Consider the following 22036-nt stretch of genomic DNA (forward strand, 5'->3'; position numbering starts at 1 on the left):
GTTAGGGTGCTGCCATGACCGACGGATTCGAGTTCACCCGCGACGGCGCTGTCGCCCGGTTCACCTTCACCCGGCCGGAGAAGATGAACGCCATCACGCACGAGATGTGGTCGGCGATCCCGGAAGTCGTGGCACAGGTCGAGGCGGCTCCGGAGCTGAAGGTGCTCGTGCTGGCCGGTGCCGGTCCGCACTTCTCGGCAGGAGCGGACATCAGCGAGTTCCGTACGCTGCGCAACACCGCCGAAGGGGCGAGCGCCTACGACAAGGCCGTGGACGCCGCGGTGGACGCACTGACCGGGATGCGCACCCCTTCGGTGGCGACGATCCAGGGCAACTGCATCGGCGGCGGCTGCCAGCTTGCGGTGGCGTGCGATTTCCGCTTCACCGCGGACGGCGCCCGGTTCGGCATCACCCCGGCGCGGCTCGGCATCGCCTACCAGTTCCCCTCGACCCGTCTGCTGGTGTCGCTGGTGGGGCCGGCATGGGCCAAGTACCTTCTGCTGTCCGGAGAACTCGTGGACGCCGGGCGGGCCCGCGAGATCGGCCTCGTGCACGACGTCGTCGCGGCAGCCGATCTGGAGCCGGTCACCGCCCGTTTCGTCGAGACCCTCTGCTCCCGTTCGCAGGCGTCGATCCACGGCATGAACCGGATCATCGAGAAGATCGTTGCGGGCCAGGAGGAAGCCGACCAGGAGGTGGCGGACATCCGGCTGGCGGTGCTGCACAGCGCGGACTACGCGGAGGGCGTGGACGCCTTCCTGAACCGCCGTGCGCCGGAGTTCACCGATCGACCGGTCCGCTAGGTGCGGTGTCCGGGGAGGTCGGTCGGGTGCCGGGTAGTTTCCCGGTAGAAGTGCAACCGCGCAGGTAGAGCGGTCCGACGGTCGTGTCCGCTGGGGTGGAAGCGGGCGTAGGCCCATCCGTTCAGCAGGACAGGCGGCCACCGCCTCAGCTCACGACGACGTCCCTGGACCGCACACCTAGATCTCGTCCCAGGGCGCGTTTTCGTAGGCGCTGCGCAGGAGCTGGACGGCGGCGGGGTCGGTGCGCAGCACGAGGTCGTCGACCGTGGCGACCGGGCGGGCAACCGTCTCGGAATTGGTCAGGACCACCGCGTCGAACGTGGGCAGCTCGGCCGGGTACACCGGCCGGACCTCCTGCGCCACCCCGGCGGTGCGCAGCTGCTCGCGCAGCACGAGGTAGGTGATGCCGGGCAGGACGGCGGCCTCCGGCCAGGTCACCGTGCCGTCGCGGACGAACCCGACGTTCCAGATCGACGCCTCGCTGACCCGTCCGGCGTCGTCGAGGAACAGCGCGTCGTCGTAGCCGGCGAGGGCCGCCTCGCGCGAGTGGCGGATCAGGCCGAACCCGCCGAGGTGCTTCACCTGCGGCAGGTCCCGCTGGTACCGCACGGCACGCAGCCGGATCGGCTCGGCCACGTGTTCGCGCGGCGGTTCGGTCCGCACGAGCACCTCGGGCGGCATCACCGCCTCGTGCGCCGACGCTCGGGAGAAGACCACCACCCGCACGGACAGCGCACCCTGCCCGGCGACGACCTGCCGTACGTACCGCCGGACCTGCTCGACGTCGAGGTCGGCACCGAACAGCAGACGGGTGCTCGTCGCGAGCCGGTCGAGGTGCAGGGGCAGTCCGCGCACCCGCCCGTCCCGGACCTGCATCGCGGTGAAATGGCCGTAGCCGGTCATCGCCGCGGCGAGGTCGTCGGGACCGGCGGGTGCGCCGTTGAGCTCGCGCCGGACAGTCACCTCAGGAGACGGTGACCGAGGTGAACTTGACCGGTTCCTTGGGCTCGCCGGTGGCACCGTCCTCGCCGACCGCGCCGATACCGGTCTTCGCGATCTTGTTCAGCACCTGCAGCCCGGCGTCGGAGATGCTGCCGAAGATCGTGTATTGCGGCTGCAGCTCCGCCTTGCCGTAGACCATGAAGAACTGGCTGCCACCCGTGTTCGGCTGGCCGGTGTTGGCCATCGCGAGGAGGCCACGGCCGTACTTCTGCCCGTCGACGAGCTCGTCCGGGACGGTGAAGCCGGGGCCGCCCCTGCCGTCCGTGCTCACGTCGCCCTTGGCGTTCGGATCGCCGCACTGCAGCATCTGCAGTTCGGTGACCCCGAGCCGGTGGCAGATCGTGTCGGTGTAGAAGCCTTCCTTGGCGAGGCTCTCGAAGCTGTTCACGGTGCACGGCGCCAGCGACCGGTCGAGGGTGATCGGGATGTCGCCCTGGGTCGTCTTCATCGTGATGTTCACCGTGCCGGTCGAGGGCACGTTCTTGCCGTCCGGCACGGTCGCCTTCTTCTCCGGCGGCGCGCTCTGCTTGTCCGCCGGGTACGAGCACGTGGTCGGGTTCGGCAGGGCCTTCGTCCGCTTCGGCAGCTCGGCGCGCTGGGTCGGGATGTCCGTGGCCGTCGGCGCAGGCGGGGTCGAGCTGGACGGCGGGGCGGCCGTGGCCTGGTCGTCGCCGCTGCCGCCGCTGTTCACGATCCACACCACCAGACCGGCGACGATGAGCACGACACCGCCGACCACTCCAGCGCCGACGATCTTGCGTCGCTTCTGCCGTTCGGCCCTGCGCACGAGCTGCCGCTCGAGTTTGCGCTTCGCGGCTTCGCGGCGTTGCTGGTTGGTCGCCACCCGCCCTCCAGTTTCCGCTCGGAGTCACACGTCTGAGGTTCCGGCAGTGTATGGGCACAGCCTGTGAGGCCTCTGTACAGGGGCGGCTAGTGTCGTCGTGATCGTGATCGAGACGACTTCGCGGGAGGGGTTTTCGTGCTCGTCGCCGGATTCGCCGCCGGTCCGCTGCGCTCGAACTGCTACCTGCTCGCGCCCGCTCCCGGCGGCCCGTGCGTGGTGGTCGACCCCGGCGAAGGGGCGATGGCGCCGCTCGTGCCCGCGCTGGCCGAGCACGAGCTGACGCCGGTCGCGCTGCTGGCCACGCACGGGCACCCGGACCACGTCGGCGCGGCTGCCGAGGCCTCGGCGCGTTACGGCGTGCCGCTGCGGCTGCACCCGGCGGACGCGGACGGCTGTTCCGGCCCGTGGGAACCGCTGGCCGAGGGGCCGCTCGCGGTGGCCGGCCTGACCGTCGGGGTGCTGCCGCTGCCCGGACACACGCCGGGATCGGTGGCCTTCACCGTCACCGCGCACGAGGGTGGCAGGCTGGTGCTCACGGGGGACACGCTGTTCGCCGGGTCGATCGGGCGTACCGGCGGCTCCGGCGCCGACCTGGAGAGATCGTTGCGCACACTGCTCACCCTTGCCGACGACACCGTCGTGCTGCCGGGACACGGCCCGGCGACGACCCTCGGACGCGAACGCGCCGGCAATCCGCACCTGCCCGGCGCGGCCGGGTGAGCGGCGTGCCGGGGGACGGCACTCCGCCGGAGCGGCTGCCGCTGTTCGCGGCGGATCCGAAACCGCGCCGCCGCCGGCTGTGGTCGGGGATCATCGGGGTGGTGATCGTCGCCGCGGCCTTCGGCGGGATCGCAGGCCTGATCGGCGGGCAGCTGCCGGGACTCGTGGCGGCCGCGGTGGTGGGGCTGCCGATGCTGTACGTGACGCTGTTCGCGTTCCGTCGCCGGATCTGGCTGGAGGGCACCACGCTGGTGATCCGGACGTGGGGTGTGCGCCGCGTGGATCTGGGCACCGCACCCGAGGTGGAGGTCGTGGTCACCGACGTCCGCGGCACGCGCACGGTCGGCCTCCTGGTGAACGCGGGCCACCGCCGCCGTGCGGTGAAACTGGACCTGGCGGTTTTCTCCGGCACCGGCGGGCGCGAACTCGGCCCGCTGGAACTGCGCCGGATCGCCGACGCGCTGCTGAACAACACCGACGCCAACGGCCTGGTGTTCTCGGAACTGCTGGTAGCCGAACTACGCGCAGAAGCACGAGGCGACGCGGTCGCCGAACGCCCCCTGTACCGCCTCGCCGCCGGAGCCCCGTCCGGCCGATACCTGCAACGCTTCCCGATGCAGGCAGTCAGCCGCTTCGTGACCACTTTGGACTGACCGGTGCCCGTCCCCGCCGCCGGGGGCAGTCTGGCCACGGAGCACCTGCCCCAGCCGACACGATCCGGCCCGGCCCGCTCGTGGCCCGACCGGCTCGTGGCCCGACCGGCTCGTGGCCGGACCGGCTCGGGCCCGGCCCGCTGGGCGCGGCCTGGTTGTGCGTTCGGCCCGCCGGGCGTGCCTGCTTGCCGCGTCCGGCCTGTCTACGGGCCCGGACTGACTACGAGCGCGGCTTGCTGGCGGGGTCCGGCTTGCTTCCGGGTCTCGTTTGGCTGTGGGTTCGGCCCGGTGACGTCGAGGGCCCAGGCGCCCCGGGGAATGCGCCCCGCGTGAAGCCGACCGGCCGACTGTCCCTGCCGACGGATCCGCTTGCCCCGGGCTCGGAGCCGCCGACCGCCAGCCGGGACTCGCTGACCGCTGGTTATTCGTGAGTGTTTGCCGGACTCAAATCCGGCCAGCTGCGAGCGGCGAGTCGTTGGTTATCGGTCGGCGGGTTCTTCCGAGCGGGCTTGGTGGCGTTGTCGTTCCAGGGCTTCCAGACCGTCCAGGCGGGCGCGGATTCGGTCCAGGTGGTCGGACAGTTCCGGGAGTTCCTCGGCGACGTAGGTGAGCAGCCGTTCCAGGTGGCGGACGGTGGCGCGGATGTCGTCCAGGGCGGTGGCGATGCGGGGGACCGACTCGGCTGCTTCGAGCGTCGCGGCGAAGAGGCGGCGGAGCAGGTGCACGGTGACCCGGGGTCCGGCCAGGACGGCTGCGAACACGGCCCCTCCTCGAGTGCGGCGGTGGCGGTCTTCGTACCGCACCGGCCGGGCTGGGGCGAGACCGGGGGCGGATGGCTGTTACTGGTGTGACTCCGCGAGATCTGTGGTGCTCATGAGGTGGTGTACCGGTTCGCGGGAGGCGATCAGTGCCGCCAGGACCGTGGTGACCGGGACTGCCGCGACGATGCCTACCGAGCCGGCCAGTGTGCGGATGATCTCCGACGCGATGTCCTCACTGCCGAGCAGCGCGCCGAGGCCGACGCCGGAAATCGCGGAGTACAGCATCACCGGCAGTGCCGCGCCCGCGTAGGCCATCACGAGGGTGTTGACTGCCGATCCCACGTGGTCGCGGCCGATCCGCAGGCCCGAGCGGTACAGCTCACGCCAGCCCAGCGACGGGTTGGCACGGCGCAGTTCCCACACCGCACTCGTCTGCGTGATGGTCACGTCGTCGAGCACCCCGAGCGCGCCGATCACCACACCGGCCAGCAGCAGCCCGCGTGCGTCGATGCCGTGGCCGAGCGAGCCGATCAGCGTCGTGGTGCTGTCGTCGAGCCCGGTCAGCGCCGCGGCCGCGGAGAAGATCGCCGACAGCACCCCGATCAGCGCCAGGCTGACCAGCGTGCCGAGCACCGCGACCGACGTTCTCGCGGACAGCCCGTGGGTCAGGTACAGCGCCACGAACATGATCGCGCCCGCCCCGGCGATCGCGACCACCAGCGGGTTCTCCCCGGCGAGGATCGAGGGCAGCACGAACAGCACGATCACCACGAAACTCAGCCCGAGCGCGACGAGCGCGGCCAGCCCCTGCCAACGGCCCAGCACCAGCACCGCCGCGGCGAACAGCGCGGCCAGCACCACCAGCGGGGTACCTCGCTGGAAGTCGACGAGCTGGAACGACTCGGCATCCAGCGCGTTCCCGCCGTTGTAGGCGAGCACCACGTCGTCCCCCGCGGTGAACCGTGGCGTGCTCGGCTCGATCGGCACGGTCAGCCGCACCGTTTTGCCGGACGCCGGCCCGTCGGTCATCCGCAGATCCACGGTGAGGCACGGTTTGTCGTCCGGCGAGGGTTGCGCTCCCACCTGTACCTGGCCCGGCTGCAGGCACGGGCCGGAGGCCGCGGTGGCGATCGTCGCCTCCACCGGCGTGCCCTGCTGGACGGCACTCGACGGCAGCGACTTCCCCCACGGGTAGAGCACGATCATGCCGGCCACGGTCGCCACCGCCAGCGGCGCGAGCAGCCAGATGAGCAGGGTGCGGACCCGTTTCGACGCCGGGGCCGCCGGGCCGTGCGCATGTCCGTGCCCATGTCCGTGGCCGTGGTTCATTCCGCCGAACGCGCTGCGGAACACCCTGCGGTGCCAGGACTCCGACGTTTCGGAAATGTCCTCTTCGGACAGTGTGGACGATGCGGACGATGCGGGAGCAGCTGCACGACCGTCACCTGACGCTGTCCGGCGCCGGCCGGTGGGCGCAGCCGCACCGGTGCGGCTGCGGTCGGGCAAGCGCCGTTCGCCGGTGTCGGGACCGGCGCGGCCTTCGGAGCGCCGGCCTCCCGGGGACGGGGTTTCACCTGGCCTGGGCGCACGCCGGTCCGGTCCGCCCTCCGGGCTGGACGGACCGGTGCTCCGCGGGCGGCGGGGGCGGCTCGCTTCCTCCGCGGGTCCACCGTGCCGCTGCGGTGAGCGGGGCAGGTCCGCCGGATCCGGCTGCGGCGGCAGGCCGGATCGGTCGGGCGGAGCGGAACGCCGGGACGCGGCGGAGCGTGCGGGCGGACCGGACCGGTTCGCCGCAGCGGAGTCCCGCGGCGAACGCGACCGGCCCACCTGGCCGGACGAGCCGGACTGCTGCGGCGGGCCGGGCTGGCCGGATGAGCCGGAGTGCTGCGGCGGGCCGGGCTGGCCGGATGGGCCGGAGTGCTGCGGTGAGCCGGGCTGGCCGGCCGGATGTGGTGAGCCCGGCTGGTCCGTGGGGCCGGGCCACGGTGGCTGCTCCGAGTCCGGTGCCACCGGGTGTTCCGGCCCGCTCGTGCGGGGGCGGCGGGGCGGCTGTGCCCGGCGGCGCGGATCGTCCGGGGACGGTGGACGCTCGCCACGTGCGCGGCGAGCTTGGGGAGGTGGCGACGGTTCGCCGGAGTCCCGGCGTGCGGCGCCGGGGTTGTCGTCGGAGTAGTCGCGCGGTGCCACGGCGCACATCCTGCCCTCCCCGCGGCTGGTTCACCCGTACCGGGTGGGGGAGAAGCCGGGCGTATCCGGCGTTTCGCTCAGGCGTACGCGGTACGCACGTGCACTCGCCGGTAGGCCGACGGCGGGGTGTCGAAGTGGTCGAGGAACGCTTGCCGCAGCGTCTCGGTAGAGCCGAAGCCGCAGCGGCGGGCGATCGCGGTCAGCGGCAGTTCGGTGCCGGACAACAGGCGAGCGGCGTGCTCGGCGCGCACCGTCCGTACGTATTTCCCCGGTGTGGTGCCGAGGTGCGCGTCGAACAGCCGGGTGAGCTGCCGGGCGCTGATGCCCGCCTGCTGCGCGAGTACCGGCGTGCCGAGGTCCTCGGCGAGGTGCTCGGCGACGTATGCAGTCAGGTCGCGGACCTGCCGGTGTTCCGGCGGCGGTCCGGACAGGAACATGCTCACCTGTGCCTGATTGCCGGGTCGCTGCAGGTAGGTCACCAGCGTGCGGGCGGTCTCGCGGGCGAGCGTCGGGCCGTGGTCCTGCTCGACGAAGGCGAGTGTCAGATCGAGTCCGCTGGTGACGCCTGCCGAGGTGTAGACGTCCCCGTGCCGCACGAAGAGCGGAACCGGATCGACCGACACCGACGGATAGTGCTCGGCCAGCTGTGCCGCGCAGGCCCAGTGGGTGGTCGCACGGCGTCCGCTCAACAGGCCGGCCGCGGCGAGCACGGTGGAACCGGTGCACACCGACGCGGTGCGCCGGCTGTGGCGCGCCAGCCGCCGCACGTGCTCGAGCAGCCGCTGGTCGCCCGCGGCCGCGCGATGGCCGAGGCCACCGGCGACGATGATCGTGTCGAGTTCACCGCGGACCTGGTCCAGCCGCAGGTGCGGGGTGAGGGTGAGCCCGGACTGGCACGCGAACGGCCGTCCGTCGACGGTGGCCAGCCGGATCTCGTACGGTCGCCGCGCGCCGAGCCGGTTGGCCGCGTCGAGCACGTCCGAAGCACACGCGATGTCCAGCAGCTCGGCCTCGGCGTAACCGACGATCACGACCTGCCGTGCGGGTCCCGGCATGTCCGGCACGCTAGCAGCTCACCAGGCCGATCGACAGGGTTCGCAGGATTTCGGACAACCCGGTCCGGGGCCGGTCCGTGCCGCGCGACGATGACCGGAACGTGGCGGGGAAGAAGGGCCGAGATGACCGAGAAGACGTTCGCTTTCGTGGTGTACCCGGGGCTCACCACCCTGGATCTGGTGGGACCGCTGCAGGTGCTGAGCGGCTACGCGGCGGGGGATCCGTCGGTTCGCGTGGTGGTCGTGGGGGAGACGCGGGAGACGATCGGGACGGACTCACCGTTGCAGATCGCGCCGAGTCACACCTTCGCCGAGGTTCCGGATCCGTCGTGGGTGCTGGTGCCCGGTGGTGGCGGCCCGACGCTGCGCGCGATGGCCGATGGCACGCTCATCGGATACCTCTCGCGCGCCGCCGCCGGGGCCGAGCTGATGACGTCGGTGTGCACCGGCTCGCTGCTGCTCGGCGAAGCCGGCCTGCTCGAGGGCAGGGAAGCCACCACGCACTGGATGTTCCGCGATCTGTTGCGCGCCTTCGGGGCCACGCCGGTGGCGCGGCGGTGGGTGGAGGACGGCCCGGTGATCACCGCCGCCGGGGTGTCCGCGGGCATCGATCTTGCGTTGCACCTCGTCGACCGGCTGGCCGGCCCGGACGTCGCGCGGGGCGTGCAGTTCGGCATCGAATACGATCCGCAACCACCGCACGGCCCGCTCGACTGGGACAAGGCGCCGCGCGAAGGGCTGCAGTCGCTCCGGGAACACGCATTGCGAGACGGCCTCGCGGACGCACCGGAGCTACGGAAGAAGCTGCTCGCCTACGCGTGAACGGGTCGGGGACGCGGGGGAACGAAGGCGAAGCCGTGCCCGTGCAGGCCGGAAACCGCGCTTGCACGGGATGCACGTGCACCTGCGCCGGAATCACGCGTCCATCCCGGTGACCTGCCCCACGGAAGCTCTTGACCGGTCATCTCGGGCGCGTACCGTCGCGGTAATGGGCCCACGCCGCGGGAAGCACGGCCTCACTCTTCTGACCACCGTCCGTGACGGTGATGTCGTGCTGGTGACCGCCGCGGGAGAAATCGATCTGGCTTCGGTGGGGGATTTCCGCGCCGTGCTGTCCGACGCGTGCGGGGCGGGCGAAAAGCTGGTCGTCGACCTGTCCCGGGTCGGTTATCTCAGCTGTGCCGGGTTGCGCGCGCTGGAGGAAACCAGCCGCGCGCGTCCGGCGCTTTCCGTGGTCGCGACCGGTTCGCTCGTGCTGCGCGCGTTCGCCGTGTCCGGCATCGCCACCACTGTGCCGGTGCGGCCGCGGTTGCGGGAGGCATGTGCGGCTGCGGGCGTGGCCACGCGCTGATCCGGGTACTCCGGCAGAGAACCGAATTCTGCTGAGGTGATCCGAGATGTCCAGCGGACACGACAGCGCCGCCCGGCACGCGGTCGGCCCGCTCGTCGGCGGTGCGGCCGGACTCGCGGTGCTGGCCGGGTTGTACCTGATCGCCGGGCCGTGGCTGGCCCGCTACGGCGGTGCCGCGGAACTCGCGGTGAGCAATACGGTGGCCGGGCTGGCGATCGTGGTACTCGCCGCGCTCCGGCTGCCGGCGCTGACCTGGGTCGTGCCGGTGCTCGGGGCGTGGGCCGCAGTCTCCCCGCTGGTCCTGCGCTACAGCGACGAAACCGCCCCGTCTTCGGCCGCGTTCACCGGCAATCTCATCGCCGGCGTGGTCGTGGTCGCGGCCGGCGTCACGTTGCTGGTCCGTCGTCGCTGACCCGCTCAGCCGCGCACTCCGGCGAACCGCTCCTGCCACGCCTCGGCGGCCCTGCGGGATCGATGCCAGACTGCGGGGGAACCTCACGAAGGGACCGGAAATGGCGACGGTGGCCGATCAGCTGATCGAAGTTCTCGTGCAGTCCGGCGTGCGCCGGATCTACGGGGTGGTGGGCGACAGCCTGAACCCGGTGGTGGACGCGGTACGCCGCTCCGGCGGCTCGGCCCGCGGCGGGATCGACTGGATACACGTGCGCAACGAGGAGGCCGGCGCGTTCGCCGCCGCGGCGGAGGCTCAGCTGACCGGGCGGCTCGCGGTGTGCGCGGGCAGCTGCGGCCCCGGCAACCTGCACTTGCTGCAGGGGGTCTACGACGCGCACCGCTCGGGTGCGCCGGTGCTCGCGATCGCCTCGCACATCCCGGCCGCGCAGATCGGCACCGGCTTCTTCCAGGAAACCCATCCGCAGCAGCTGTTCGCCGAATGCTCGCACTACTGCGAGCTGGTCAGCATCCCCGAGCAGATGCCGAGGCTGGCGCGGATCGCGGTGCAGAACGCAGTGGGCCGGCGCGGCGCCGCGGTGCTCGTGCTGCCCGGCGATGTGGCGCACGAATCCGCCGCGCACCCCACCGGCGAGTCCGGCCCGCTCGGCAGCCCGCCCGCGATGCTGCCCGCCGAGGACGACGTGGCCCGCCTCGCCGAGCGGATCGACCGCGCGGACAAGGTGATGATCATGGCGGGCGCAGGCTGCCGAGCCGCTCACGACGAGGTGCTCTCCCTCGCCGACACGGTCGGCGCCCCGGTCGGGCATTCCCTGCGGGGCAAGGAGTTCGTGCAGTACGACAATCCGTTCGACGTCGGGATGAGCGGTCTGCTCGGGTACGGCGCCTGCTACCAGGCGATGCACGAGGCCGATCTGGTGCTGCTGCTGGGCACCGACTTCCCGTACGACACCTTCCTGCCGCAGCGCAACACCGTGCAGGTGGACATCGATCCGGCCCGGATCGGCCGCCGCTCGGTGCTGGAGTTCGGAGTGCAGGGCGACGTCGGGGCCACGATCCGCGCGGTGCTGCCGAAGCTGCGCCGTCGTACGGAGCGCTCGTTTCTGAACGACATGCTGCGCAAGCACGAACGCAGCCTGCAGCGGGTGGTGGACGCCTACACCGAAGAAGTCTCGCAGCGCGTGCCGCTGCATCCGGAATACGTCGCCGACGTGCTCGACGAGGAGGCCGCCGCGGACGCGGTGTTCACAGTGGACACCGGCATGTGCAACGTGTGGGCGGCCCGCTACGTCACGCCGAACGGGCACCGCCGGATCCTCGGTTCGTTCGTGCACGGCAGTATGGCCAACGCACTGCCGCACGCGATCGGTGCACAGACGGCCGCGCCCGGCCGTCAGGTGGTGGCGATGTGCGGGGACGGCGGGCTGGCCATGCTGCTCGGCGAGCTGCTGACCCTGAAAACCCATGCGCTGCCGGTGAAAGCGGTGGTGTTCAACAACTCCTCGCTCGGCATGGTGAAGCTGGAGATGCTGGTGGACGGGCTCCCGGAGTTCGGCACCGACCACGATCGGGTGGACTTCGCCGCACTCGCCCGTGCCGCCGGTCTGCACTCGCGCCGGGTGGAGAAACCGGGGGAGGTGCGCGACGGGATCCGCGAGATCCTCGCGCACGACGGCCCGGCCGTGCTCGACGTGGTCACCGATCCCAGTGCACTGTCCATTCCGCCGAACATCACCGCCAGCCAGGTCCGCGGCTTCGCATTGGCGGCGAGCAGGACGGTACTCGGCGGTGGCGTCGGCAAGATGCTGGAGCTGGCGAAGTCCAACCTGCGCAACATCCCGCGCCCCTGAACGGCCAGGGTGGCCGCGCCGGACCCGACGCGGCCACCCGGTGCCGGCTCAGTCCGTCTCGGCCATCGCCTCGGCGAACTGGGCCGCGTACAGCCGGGAGTAGGCGCCGCCGGAGTGCAGCAGCGTCTCGTGGTCGCCCTGCTCCACGATGCTGCCGTTCTCCATCACCAGGATCACGTCCGCGTCGCGGATCGTGGACAGCCGGTGTGCGATGACGAAGCTCGTGCGGCCGGTGCGCAGCGAGTTCATCGCCCGCTGGATGAGCACCTCGGTGCGGGTGTCCACCGAGCTGGTCGCCTCGTCGAGGATGAGGATCACCGGTGCGGCCAGGAACGCCCGCGCGACCGTGATCAGCTGCTTCTCGCCCGCGCTGACCGTGTCGCCCTCGTCGTCGAGGATCGTGTCGTACCCGTCGGGCAGGGTCCGCACGAAACGGTCCACATAGGTCGCGGTGGCCGCCTCGATCACCTGCTCGCGGGTGACGTCGTCGGCGCCGTAGGCGATGTTGTCCGCGATCGTGCCGCCGAAGAGCCAGGCGTCCTGCAGCACCATGCCGGTCTTGTCGCGCAGCTCCTCGCGGTCCATCGCGGCGATGTCCACGCCGTCGAGGGTGATCCGGCCGCCGTTGATCTCGTAGAACCGCATCAGGAGGTTGACCAGCGTGGTCTTGCCCGCGCCGGTCGGGCCGACGATGGCCACCGTCTGTCCCGGCTCGACGGTGAGCGAGAGGTCCTCGATCAGCGGCGTGTCCTGTCGGTACCGGAACGACACGTGCTCGAACCCGACCCGGCCGCGCACGAGGGCCGGGCGCGCCGGCCGGGCCGGCTCCGGCTCCTGCTCCTTCGCGTCGAGCAGCGCGAACACCCGCTCCGCCGAAGCGATGCCGGACTGCAGCAGGTTGGCCATACTGGCGATCTGCGTGACCGGCTGGCTGAACTGCCGCGAGTACTGGATGAACGCCTGGACGTCGCCGAGCGACAGGCTGCCCGAGGCCACCCGCAGCACCCCGATCACCGCGACCAGCACATAGTTCAGGTTGCCGATGAACATCATCGCCGGCTGGATCGTGCCGGAGATGAACTGCGCCCGGAACCCGGCGGAGTACAGCTCGTCGTTCTGCTCCCGGAACACCTGCTCCGACTCCGCGCGCCTGCCGAAGATCTTGACCAGCGAGTGGCCGGTGTACATCTCCTCGATGTGCGCGTTGAGCCTGCCGGTGGTGGACCACTGCCGGATGAACTGCGGCTGCGCCCGCTTGCCGATCCTGGCGGCCACGAACACCGAGGCGGGCACGGTCAGCAGCGCGATGATCGCCAGCAGCGGCGAGATCACGAACATCATCACCAGCACGCCGAGCACGGTCAGCACCGACGAGACGATCTGCGAGAGCGTCTGCTGCAGCGACTGCGCCAGGTTGTCGATGTCGTTGGTGACCCGGCTGAGCACCTCACCGCGTGGCTGGCTGTCGAAGTACCGCAACGGCAGCCGCGCGAACTTCTCCTCGATGTCGCGGCGCAGCCGGTACACCGCGTTCTGCACCAGGCTCGTGGTGAGCCGGGCCTGGATGAGCCCGAAGAACGAGGCGATCACGTACAGCGCCAGCACGAGCATCAGCACCCGGCCGACCGCGGTGAAGTCGATGCCGTGGCCGGGCACCAGGTCGACCCGGGTGAGCAGGTCCGCCATCGTGCCGTCGCCGCGCGCACGCAGCCCGGCGACCACGGATTCCTTCGTGGCGCCCGCGGGCAGGCCCCGGCCGAGCACGCCGGCGAAGATCAGGTCGGTGGCCTGTGCGAGCACCTTCGGCCCGATCACGGTCAGCGCAACGCTGGCGGTGCCCAGCACGAGCACCCCGAGCAGCGCCGCGCGCTGCGGTCGCAGCAGGCGCAGCAGCCGGACCAGCGAACCCTTGAAGTCCATGGGCTTTTCCGGCGGCATCCCGCCGGTCATGAACCGCCCGGCCTGATCGCGTTGCTCGTTGCGGGTCGCGGTGGCGCGCTCGCCGGTGTCGGTCGCGACGGCGCCCGCTGCGGCGGTCTCCTCGCTCACGCCGCCTCCTGTTCGGTCAGCTGCGACAGCACGATTTCCCGGTAGGTTTCGTTGCCGTCCATCAGCTCGTGGTGGGTTCCGGTGCCGACGACGCGGCCGTCGTCGAGCACGATGATCCGGTCCGCACCGCGGATCGTGCTGACCCGCTGCGCCACGATGACCACCGTCGCCTCGCGCGTCTCGCCGGTCAGCGCCCGGCGCAGTGCCGCGTCGGTGGCGTAGTCCAGTGCGCTGAACGAATCGTCGAACAGGTAGATCTCCGGGCGGTGCACCAGCATCCGGGCGATCGCGAGCCGCTGGCGCTGGCCACCGGAGACGTTCGTGCCGCCCTGCGCGATGGGGGAGTCGAGGCCGTCGGTCATACGTTCCACGAAGTCCTTGCCCTGCGCCACTTCCAGCGCGTGCCACAGCTGTTCGTCGGTGGCGTGCGGATTGCCGTAGCGCAGGTTGCTGGCGATCGTGCCGGCGAACAGGTACGGCTTCTGCGGCACCATGCCCACGGTCGCGGACAGCACCGCCGGGTCGAGCCGGCGCACGTCCACGCCGTCCACCCGGACGGCGCCGCTCGTCGCGTCCATCAGCCGCGGGATCAGGTTCAGCAGCGTCGTCTTCCCGCTGCCGGTGCTGCCGATGACCGCGGTGGTCTCACCCGGCCTCGCCAGCAGCGACACGTCCTGCAGCACCGGCTTCTCCGCGCCGGGGTAGCGGAACTCGACGCCGGTCAGCTCCAGGTGCCCGTGCACGGTGCCGGGGGAGATCGCCGAGACCGGCGGGCGCACGCTCGACTCGGTGTCCAGCACCTCGCTGATCCGCTCCGCGCTGACCTCCGCACGCGGCACCATCATGAACATGAACGTGGCCATCATGACCGACATCAGGATCTGCAGCAGGTAGGCCAGGAACGCGGTGAGCGCCCCGATCTCCATGCCGCCGCTGTCGATCCGGTGCCCGCCGAACCACAGCACCGCGACGCTGGACACGTTCATCACGAGCATCACGGTGGGGAACATCAGCGCCATCAGCCTGCCGACCCGCAGCGACACGGTGAGCAGGTCGTCGTTGGCCCGGTCGAACCGCTCGCGTTCGTGCCGGTCGCGCACGAACGCCCGGATCACCCGGATGCCCATGATCTGCTCGCGCATCACCTGGTTGATCTTGTCGATGCGCACCTGCATGAGCCGGAACGCCGGGCGCATCCGGGCGATGATGAACCCGAGCAGGACCGCCAGCACCGGCACGATGACCAGCAGCAGCGAGGACAGCGGCAGGTCGAGGTTGAGCGCGAGCACGATGCCGCCGATGCACATGATCGGCGCGGAGACCATCAGCGTGAGCGTCATCAGCACCAGCATCTGGACCTGCTGGACGTCGTTGGTGGTCCGGGTGATCAGCGACGGCGTGCCGAACTGGCCGACCTCGCGGGCGGAGAAGTCCTGCACGCGGTGGAAGATCGCCGCGCGCACGTCGCGGCCGAGCCCCATCGCGGTGCGCGCGCCAAAGTACACCGCACCGACCGAGCCGGCGATCTGCACGAGCGTGATCAGCAGCATCACGCCGCCGACCCGCATGATGTAGCCGGTGTCGCCCTTCACCAGGCCGTTGTCGACGATGTCCGCGTTCAGCGTGGGCAGGTACAGCCCGGCGATCGTCTGCACCAGCTGCAGCACGACGACGAGCCACAGCGCGGCGCGGTAGGGGCGCAGATGCCTGCGCAGCAGTCTGACCAGCACGGTCGTGTTCTCCCCCAATAAAGTGGTGGTGGTCCGGTTCGGATGGTTCAGGACGCGGCGGCGCTCCGGTCCGCCACGGCGGTGTGCGCCGCCACGGCGGTCAGCGCCGGCATCCCTGCCTGCGCTTCCCGCAGGAGTTCGGTGAACGCGGACAGATAGCCCTCGGCGGTGTCCGAGTTCAGCCAGGTGTGGAAGGCGATCCGGGCGGCACTCTGCACGATCCCCGCCAGCATCCTCGCGTGCAACGGATTTGCGCCGTCCCCGGCGCGTTCGGCGATCGCCGTGGCGAGCACGCGTTCCACGGTCACGTGCGCGCGCAGCATCTCCCCGAACAGGCCGGCGTGGTGCATCATCTCGCGGATCCGCCACACGTCCTCGCGCCGGGGGGTGCCCTCGGCGACCTGCCGTTCCACCGCCGCGGTGATCACCGCATCCCACAGCGGCTCGTGCGCCGGCCGGGCCAGCAGCGCCTCCCGCACCCGTTCCTGCTGGTCCACGATGAACGAGCAGACCGCCTCCTCCTTGCTGGAGAAGTAGTTGTTGAATGTGCGCGGGGACACGCCGACCTCGTGCGCGATGTCCTCGACGCGCAGCTGGTCGGGCCCGCGCTCGAGGGCCAGCCGCAGTGCCGCCTCGGCGAGCGACCGGCGGGCGGCCTGCTTCTTGCGCTCGCGCAGGCCGGGCATCGGGGCGGTGGACACGGCGGCGAGGATAGCAAGGAAAATTGCGGGCCGCGAAGAATTCTGCGTATCGCGAAATCTTGCATCCGACTACAGGCTACACTCGGTGATCGTAGCGGGCGGATTTCCGTCCGTCGCACGGGCCGGGCAGGCGGGACGGAGCCCCGGGGAAGTGCGCGGACTGTCGTACTCGGACGATCCGGGCTACGGTTGTTACCGAGCGTGAGGATGTACCGGCGACCGGCGGAGGTGCGCGGCATGCGGTCGATGTGGAAGGGCTCGGTCTCGTTCGGGTTGGTCAGCATCCCGATCCAGCTGTACGCGGCCACCGAGAACAAGAACGTCTCGCTGCGCCAGGTGCACGCCGCCGACGGCGGGCGGATCCAGTACAAGCGGTTCTGCACGGTGGACGGCGAGGAGGTGCCCTACGCCGAGATCGCCAAGGGGTACGAACTGCCGGACGGCGAGATGGTCGTGCTGACCGACGCCGACCTCGCCGAACTGCCACTGCCGACGCAGCACACCATCGACGTGCTGGAGTTCGTGCCGCTGGAATCGCTCGACCCGATCCGCTTCGACCGCACGTACTACCTGGAGCCGCAGAAGAACGCGGTGAAGCCGTATGTGGTGCTCCGCGACGCGCTGCAGAAGGCGAGCCACGTGGCGGTCGCGAAGGTGGCGGTGCGCCAGCGGGAGAGCCTCGCGCTGCTGCGCGTGGTCGACGACGTGCTGGTGATGACCACGATGCTGTGGCCGGACGAGGTCCGCACACCCGATTTCGCCTTTCTGCGCGAGGATCCGCCGCAGGTGCGCCCGCAGGAGCTGACGATGGCGGGCTCGCTGATCGATTCGCTGTCCGAGCCGGTGTTCGAAGCGGAGAAGTACTCCGACAGCTACCGCGAGGCGCTGGAGGCGATGATCGAGGCGAAGGCGGGCGGTGGCGAGACCGCCCAGCCCCGGCCGCCGGGCGAGAAGGCCGAGGTGGTCGACCTGATGGCGGCGCTGGAAGCCAGCGTGTCGGCGGCGAAGAAATCCCGTGAGCCGTCGAAGAGCCGCAAGCCGTCCGCATCCCGCCCGCGCACAACCGAGAACGACGGCAAACCGTCCGCGAAGAAACCGGCAACCCGCCCCCGACGGCCGAAGAGCGCCTGACCGCAGGCGTGGCGGGAAAGTCCCGGCGCGCGCTGACTGGGGATGCCTGATTTCCGGGGGTCCGGGGAACGGCGCCCGGTGCCTGGCCGCACCGGTGCCGGGACGGGTGCCCGGTGCCGGGGTGTGACCGCAGCGGCGGTGGGCCGGTGCGACCCGTGGCGTCGAGGCAGCCTGACCGCAGCGGGGCGAGAAAGGTCCCCGGAGCGAGGTGACCGGGATCCTGCCCGCGGCGGCAGGAAGGTGCTCGACCGCGCTCTTGTCCGCGGAGCGTGCAATCGGGGCTGTCTCACCGCCGCGGCGGTGAGAATGGTGCCCGGCGCGTGGTGGCGGTGAGAGGGGTACCTGGCTGTGGTGGCGGTGCGAGGAGTGCCTGACGTGTGGTGGCGGGGTGTGTGACTGCGACGGTGGTGGGAAGGCGTGGCCCGCGGCGGTCGGGGTGGCTGACGATAGGGGTCGTGGAGAGGGTGTCCAGCGCGCGGTGACCGCGGGTGCCTGATGTGGGCGGCGCTCGATGGGTGCCGGCGCGGGGCAGTCGACGGGTACTTCGCTCCGGCCGAGGCCGGTTCGGCCTCGGCCGGAGCCGGTTCGGCACCGGCCGCGCGGTGCTGGACCGCCTGGCGTCGGTCACCTGCACCGGCCGCGAGGTGTTGACGGTCTGGCGTCGGTCACCTGGCATCCGCCGCGCGGTGCTGGTCGGCCGGCGCCGGGCGCCCAGTACCCGGGCAGCGGTCGGCTGGCGCCGGGCGCCCAGTACCCGGGCAGCGGTTGGCCGGCGCCGGCCGCCTGGTTTGACTACTCGCCCGGACGTCGTTCGGTGGGGGCGGGCCTGCATCACTCGTCGGTGTGAGGGGGCTGAGCAGGGTGGCCGTGCAGGTCGGCTGGGGGCCTGCCGACACGCCGCGGGTATGCCGGGCTTCGCCGGTTCCCGGTGGTACCAAGGAGTCGTCCGGCCCGGGAGTGCCTGGTGGTGCGTCCGGGCATCGCCCGAAAGCGGAAGGCGGCCTGAGCATGGAATGCGCGTTCTGCACCGACGGCATCGACCACTGTCACGGAACACTCGTCGTGCACCCGGACGGCGGCTTCGCCGAGTGCACCGATCCCGGGTGCGCGGATCTGGACCGGATCCGGCACGGCCTGATCATCGACTGCCACGCCGTCGACCCCGGCTGCGGCTGCGTCCCGCATGGCTCACTCGGTCCGGCGCTGCGGCGGGCTTCCTGACCGCGGGGCGCCTTGGCTACGGGTTCCGTGGCGAAGGCGCCCCGCGAGTTCGTGATCCTTACCCGATCGTGTGTGGCGCCGTGTACAACCGGGTTGGCAGTGTGCTAACACTAACGGGGTCCTTCGGCTCTCCCTCCCCCTCGGAGCCGGAGGACCCTTTCATCGCCGCACACGAAACCCGGCCCGGTGCGCCTCAGTAGCGGTAGTGGTCCAGTTTGTACGGGCCGTCCACGTCCACGCCGAGGTACTCCGCCTGCGCCTTGCTCAGCCGGGTCAGCCGCGCGCCGAGTGCGTCCAGGTGCAGCCGCGCCACCTTCTCGTCGAGGTGCTTGGGCAGCCGGTGCACGGCGACCGGGTACTCGCCGGGCTTGGTGAACAGCTCGATCTGTGCCAGCACCTGGTTCGCGAACGACGCGGACATCACGAACGACGGGTGCCCGGTGGCATTGCCGAGGTTCATCAGCCTGCCCTCGGACAGCACGAGGATCGCGTGCCCGTCCGGGAAAAGCCATTCGTGCACCTGGGGTTTGATCTCGGTCCGGCGGACGCCAGGGACCTTCGCCAGCCCGGCCATGTCGATCTCGTGGTCGAAGTGGCCGACGTTCGCGACGATCGCGTTGTGCTTCATCCGGGCCATCTGCGCGGTGGACACGATGCCGAACCCGCCGGTGGTGGTGAGGAAGATGTCGGCGCGCTCGACCACATCGTCCAGTTCGACCACGTCGAGCCCGTCCATCGCGGCCTGCAGCGCGCAGATCGGGTCGATCTCGGTCACCGCCACGCGCGCACCCTGTCCGCGCAGTGCGGCCACCGCGCCCTTGCCGACGTCGCCGTACCCGCACACGACGGCGAGCTTGCCGCCGATCATCACGTCGGTGGCCCGGTTGAGTCCGTCCACCATGGAGTGCCGGATACCGTACCGGTTGTCGAATTTGGACTTCGTCACCGAGTCGTTCACGTTCATCGCGGGGAATGCCAGTGCGGCCTGCCCGGCGAGCTGGTAGAGCCGTTTGACGCCGTTGGTGGTTTCCTCGGTGACCCCGCGGATCTCCCGGGCGATCCGGGTGAACCGCCCCGGGTCCTCGGCCAGGCTCGCGGCGAGGGTGCGCAGGATGATCCGGTACTCTTCCGGGTCGTCCTCCTCCGGCCGCGGTACCGCGCCCGCCGCTTCGAACTCCGCTCCCTTGTGGACGAGCAGGGTCGCGTCCCCGCCGTCGTCGAGGATCATGTTCGGCGCAGCGCCGCCGGGGAACCGGAAGAGCAGATCGGTGCACCACCAGTATTCGTCGAGGGTTTCGCCCTTCCACGCGAAGACCGGGGTGCCGGTGGGGTGTTCGGGCGTCCCCTCCTCGCCGACGACCACCGCGGCCGCCGCCTCGTCCTGGGTGGAGAAGATGTTGCAGGACACCCAGCGCACCTCGGCGCCGAGTGCCACCAGTGTCTCGATCAGCACGGCGGTCTGCACGGTCATGTGCAGCGAACCGGCGATCCGGGCGCCGCGCAACGGCTGTGCCTCGGCGAACTCGCGGCGGATCGCCATCAGGCCGGGCATTTCATGCTCGGCCAGGCGCAGCTGGGCACGTCCGGCCTCGGCCAGTGCCAGGTCGGCGACCGCGAACTCGATGCCGTCCACGGTCCGGGTTTTCGGGCTCATCGGGTATTCCCTTTCCGATTCCACAGGGCTGGGTGCGGGAGCAGGAGGCCATGCGGATTCCGGGGAAGCCACCGGGAAACCAAGAAAGGCGCCTCCTTCGCAGGAGGCGCCCTTGGCCGGGAACTCGCGTGCCGAGCGTGGCGGGAAACTTCCCGTCGCAGCGCCTCTCGGCTCGCGGCCGCGCCGCATCCGGCGCGTCGAATCCACTGTGGCAACCGGCGGGCGAGGCTGTCAAGCGTCCGGTTCGCGCGGGAACTCGGCTCGTACGCCGAGCAACCGGACCGGTTCGCCGAGCGGAAAACGGTCGAGCAGTTCTCGCGCGGCACGGTCCAGCACGGCGGGATCCGAAGACGCGGCAGGCAACGTGACGCTGTGCGTGTGGGTGTGGAAAGGCGCGAACCGGACCTTCACCGCCACCCGCGCGACCGGCCTGCCCTCCTCGGCGACGTCCTCGGCGAGACGGGCGGCCAGCACCCCGATCTCGTCTGCGATCCGGCTCGGATCGGTGAGATCCTGCTGGAACGTCGTCTCCCGCCCGCGGGACCGCGCGACGTACGGCGTCGCACTGACCTCGGTGTCGCCGATACCGCCGGCGAGCAGCCGGTACCACGGGCCCAGCCGCGGGCCGAACCGCGCAGCGAGTGCGTCCGGATCGGCTGCGGCGAGCTCGAGCACGGTGCGGTAACCGGCGTCGACGAGCTTCTTGGCGGTCTTGCGCCCGATGCCCCACAACGCGTCCGTGCTGCGGTCGGCCATGACGTCCCACCAGTTCTCCTGCGTGAGCCGGAAGATCCCGGCCGGTTTCGCGAACCCGGTGGCGAGCTTCGCGCGCAGCTTGTTGTCCCCGATCCCGACCGACGACGACAATCCGGTCTCCTCCTCGATCCCGCGGCGCACGTCCGCGGCGAGCGCCTCGGGATCCCCGGTGTCCGCCCCGAGGAACGCCTCGTCCCATCCGAGCACCTCGACGACCACCGGGAACTCCCGCAACCGCGCCATCACCCGGTCCGAAACCTCCTGGTACACCGGCGCGTCGACCGGCAGGAACACGGCGTCCGGACAGCGCTTCGCGGCCAGCCGCAGTGGCATTCCCGAATCGACCCCGAACGCGCGCGCGGGATACGAGGCGGTCGCGACGACCGCGCGCTCGGCCGGATCCCCGTTGCCGCCCACGATCACCGGAAGTCCCCGCAGCTGCGGCCGCCGGGCCATCTCGACCGCAGCGATGAACTGGTCGAGATCGACGTGCAGGACCCAGGCGGACACGTCACCAGTGTGCGGTGCGCGGGGCGGTCCCCGCACCCGGAATCCGGGGCTGCGGACGGCGGGAACGGTCCGCGAGCCGGCCCGGCCACGCTCACGGACGGCGAGAGCCGGTCACCCGCCGATTCCGGCCGGGTCCGCGGACACACCGGGGCCGGTCATGCGCCGACTCCTGGCAGGGAGCCGCTCACCCGCCGGCTTCGACCAACGTGCACCGACGGCGGTGGCGGATATGCCGCTCCTGCGGTCGGCCGGTGATTCAGCGCTGCCTGGCGCGCGGTGCGTGCAGCGGTGGCTGGTTGCGCCGCGGTGCGTGTGGCTGGTCGAGGCGAGCGGTGCTGCGGTGACTCAGTCCTGTCCCTGGCAGCGCGCGACGTGCGCGGCGACCCCGCCGGCGCCGGCCAGCAGGGCGCAGAGCGTGAGGGCGGGGCTGGCCGCCAGCATGCCGGTCACCAGCAGGCCGATGGCGGCGGTGTCGAGCAGCACGATGAGCAGGGTGAGCGGGGCCGCCCTCGGCGGGGAGCCGCGGCGGAGCACCGCGGCCAGTGCGGGGTCGCTGGTCTCGAACCAGCGCTCGATCTTGTCCAGCTCGGCGCGTTCGTGGTGACTGAGCATGGAGATCTCCTTCGGCGGCCCACCCGCCGTTGACG

At 71.2% G+C, this 22036-nt stretch carries 20 protein-coding genes and 1 riboswitch; of the genes, 9 read left to right on the plus strand and 11 right to left on the minus strand.

Features of this window, described 5'->3' with window-relative positions:
- Window positions 1-14: 14 nt before the first annotated feature.
- On the plus strand, window positions 15-803 hold the full coding sequence (locus tag ABD793_RS27405) for an enoyl-CoA hydratase/isomerase family protein (protein ID WP_344865042.1): 789 nt from the start codon (window positions 15-17) through the stop codon (window positions 801-803).
- A gap of 177 nt (window positions 804-980) precedes the next feature.
- Here the strand turns inward: ABD793_RS27405 and ABD793_RS27410 are convergent, their stop codons facing one another.
- On the minus strand, window positions 981-1766 hold the full coding sequence (locus tag ABD793_RS27410; protein ID WP_344865044.1) for an aminotransferase class IV: 786 nt from the start codon (window positions 1764-1766) through the stop codon (window positions 981-983).
- Window position 1767: 1 nt separating this feature from the next.
- Window positions 1768-2649, minus strand: a complete 882-nt coding sequence (locus tag ABD793_RS27415; protein WP_344865046.1) for a peptidylprolyl isomerase — start codon at window positions 2647-2649, stop codon at window positions 1768-1770.
- Window positions 2650-2784: 135 nt separating this feature from the next.
- Between ABD793_RS27415 and ABD793_RS27420 the strand changes: the two genes are divergently transcribed.
- Window positions 2785-3369 (plus strand): MBL fold metallo-hydrolase, encoded by a 585-nt coding sequence (locus ABD793_RS27420; protein ID WP_344865048.1) that lies wholly within the window; start codon window positions 2785-2787, stop codon window positions 3367-3369.
- Between the two features lie 5 nt (window positions 3370-3374).
- Window positions 3375-4022 carry a hypothetical protein gene (locus tag ABD793_RS27425; RefSeq protein WP_344865050.1) on the plus strand — a complete coding sequence of 216 codons (648 nt, stop codon included), beginning with the start codon at window positions 3375-3377 and terminating at the stop codon, window positions 4020-4022.
- A 479-nt stretch (window positions 4023-4501) separates the two neighbouring features.
- On the opposite strand, the gene ABD793_RS27430 is transcribed toward ABD793_RS27425, so the two are convergent.
- The 3 genes from ABD793_RS27430 to ABD793_RS27440 all read right to left on the minus strand — a co-directional run bounded on the left by ABD793_RS27430 (window position 4502) and on the right by ABD793_RS27440 (window position 8025).
- Window positions 4502-4783: a hypothetical protein gene (locus ABD793_RS27430; RefSeq protein WP_344865052.1), complete on the minus strand. Its 282-nt coding sequence runs from the start codon at window positions 4781-4783 to the stop codon at window positions 4502-4504.
- Between the two features lie 78 nt (window positions 4784-4861).
- The gene (locus tag ABD793_RS27435) at window positions 4862-6112 is read right to left on the minus strand and encodes a YibE/F family protein (protein ID WP_425548782.1); all 1251 of its coding nucleotides are present in this window, start codon (window positions 6110-6112) and stop codon (window positions 4862-4864) included.
- A gap of 935 nt (window positions 6113-7047) precedes the next feature.
- Window positions 7048-8025, minus strand: a complete 978-nt coding sequence (locus tag ABD793_RS27440) for a GlxA family transcriptional regulator (RefSeq protein WP_344865056.1) — start codon at window positions 8023-8025, stop codon at window positions 7048-7050.
- Window positions 8026-8148: 123 nt separating this feature from the next.
- On the opposite strand from ABD793_RS27440, the gene ABD793_RS27445 reads away from it, so the two are divergent.
- The 4 genes from ABD793_RS27445 to ABD793_RS27460 all read left to right on the plus strand — a co-directional run bounded on the left by ABD793_RS27445 (window position 8149) and on the right by ABD793_RS27460 (window position 11637).
- Window positions 8149-8847: a DJ-1/PfpI family protein gene (locus ABD793_RS27445; protein WP_344865058.1), complete on the plus strand. Its 699-nt coding sequence runs from the start codon at window positions 8149-8151 to the stop codon at window positions 8845-8847.
- 166 nt (window positions 8848-9013) lie between these two features.
- A complete protein-coding gene (locus ABD793_RS27450; RefSeq protein WP_344865060.1) occupies window positions 9014-9376 on the plus strand; it encodes an STAS domain-containing protein in 363 nt (120 codons plus the stop codon).
- 46 nt (window positions 9377-9422) lie between these two features.
- Window positions 9423-9788 (plus strand): SPW repeat domain-containing protein, encoded by a 366-nt coding sequence (locus ABD793_RS27455; protein ID WP_344865062.1) that lies wholly within the window; start codon window positions 9423-9425, stop codon window positions 9786-9788.
- Between the two features lie 100 nt (window positions 9789-9888).
- Window positions 9889-11637 carry a pyruvate dehydrogenase gene (locus ABD793_RS27460; protein WP_344865064.1) on the plus strand — a complete coding sequence of 583 codons (1749 nt, stop codon included), beginning with the start codon at window positions 9889-9891 and terminating at the stop codon, window positions 11635-11637.
- 48 nt (window positions 11638-11685) lie between these two features.
- On the opposite strand, the gene ABD793_RS27465 is transcribed toward ABD793_RS27460, so the two are convergent.
- The 3 genes from ABD793_RS27465 to ABD793_RS27475 all read right to left on the minus strand — a co-directional run bounded on the left by ABD793_RS27465 (window position 11686) and on the right by ABD793_RS27475 (window position 16117).
- On the minus strand, window positions 11686-13575 hold the full coding sequence (locus ABD793_RS27465) for an ABC transporter ATP-binding protein (RefSeq protein ID WP_344865374.1): 1890 nt from the start codon (window positions 13573-13575) through the stop codon (window positions 11686-11688).
- A gap of 107 nt (window positions 13576-13682) precedes the next feature.
- Entirely contained in the window at window positions 13683-15416 is a 1734-nt protein-coding gene (locus tag ABD793_RS27470; protein WP_344865066.1) for an ABC transporter ATP-binding protein, read from the minus strand.
- A gap of 47 nt (window positions 15417-15463) precedes the next feature.
- On the minus strand, window positions 15464-16117 hold the full coding sequence (locus ABD793_RS27475; RefSeq protein ID WP_344865068.1) for a TetR/AcrR family transcriptional regulator: 654 nt from the start codon (window positions 16115-16117) through the stop codon (window positions 15464-15466).
- A gap of 237 nt (window positions 16118-16354) precedes the next feature.
- Here ABD793_RS27475 and ku point away from each other — a divergent pair, with 237 nt between their 5' ends.
- Together ku and ABD793_RS27485 are read left to right on the plus strand one after the other, a co-directional pair.
- Window positions 16355-17248, plus strand: coding sequence for a non-homologous end joining protein Ku (gene ku / locus ABD793_RS27480; RefSeq protein ID WP_344865070.1), 894 nt, complete (start codon window positions 16355-16357; stop codon window positions 17246-17248).
- A gap of 1008 nt (window positions 17249-18256) precedes the next feature.
- The gene (locus ABD793_RS27485) at window positions 18257-18469 is read left to right on the plus strand and encodes a hypothetical protein (protein WP_344865072.1); all 213 of its coding nucleotides are present in this window, start codon (window positions 18257-18259) and stop codon (window positions 18467-18469) included.
- A 193-nt stretch (window positions 18470-18662) separates the two neighbouring features.
- On the opposite strand, the gene ahcY is transcribed toward ABD793_RS27485, so the two are convergent.
- The 3 genes from ahcY to ABD793_RS27500 form a co-directional block, all read right to left on the minus strand.
- The gene (gene ahcY, locus ABD793_RS27490) at window positions 18663-20123 is read right to left on the minus strand and encodes an adenosylhomocysteinase (RefSeq protein WP_344865074.1); all 1461 of its coding nucleotides are present in this window, start codon (window positions 20121-20123) and stop codon (window positions 18663-18665) included.
- 97 nt (window positions 20124-20220) lie between these two features.
- Window positions 20221-20298, minus strand: a riboswitch (S-adenosyl-L-homocysteine riboswitch).
- A gap of 56 nt (window positions 20299-20354) precedes the next feature.
- Window positions 20355-21389 (minus strand): DNA polymerase IV, encoded by a 1035-nt coding sequence (locus ABD793_RS27495; protein WP_344865076.1) that lies wholly within the window; start codon window positions 21387-21389, stop codon window positions 20355-20357.
- 345 nt (window positions 21390-21734) lie between these two features.
- Entirely contained in the window at window positions 21735-22001 is a 267-nt protein-coding gene (locus tag ABD793_RS27500) for a DUF3040 domain-containing protein (protein WP_344865078.1), read from the minus strand.
- Window positions 22002-22036 lie beyond the last annotated feature (35 nt).

This window comes from Amycolatopsis ultiminotia, assembly GCF_039536925.1.
Lineage (GTDB): Bacteria > Actinomycetota > Actinomycetes > Mycobacteriales > Pseudonocardiaceae > Amycolatopsis > Amycolatopsis ultiminotia.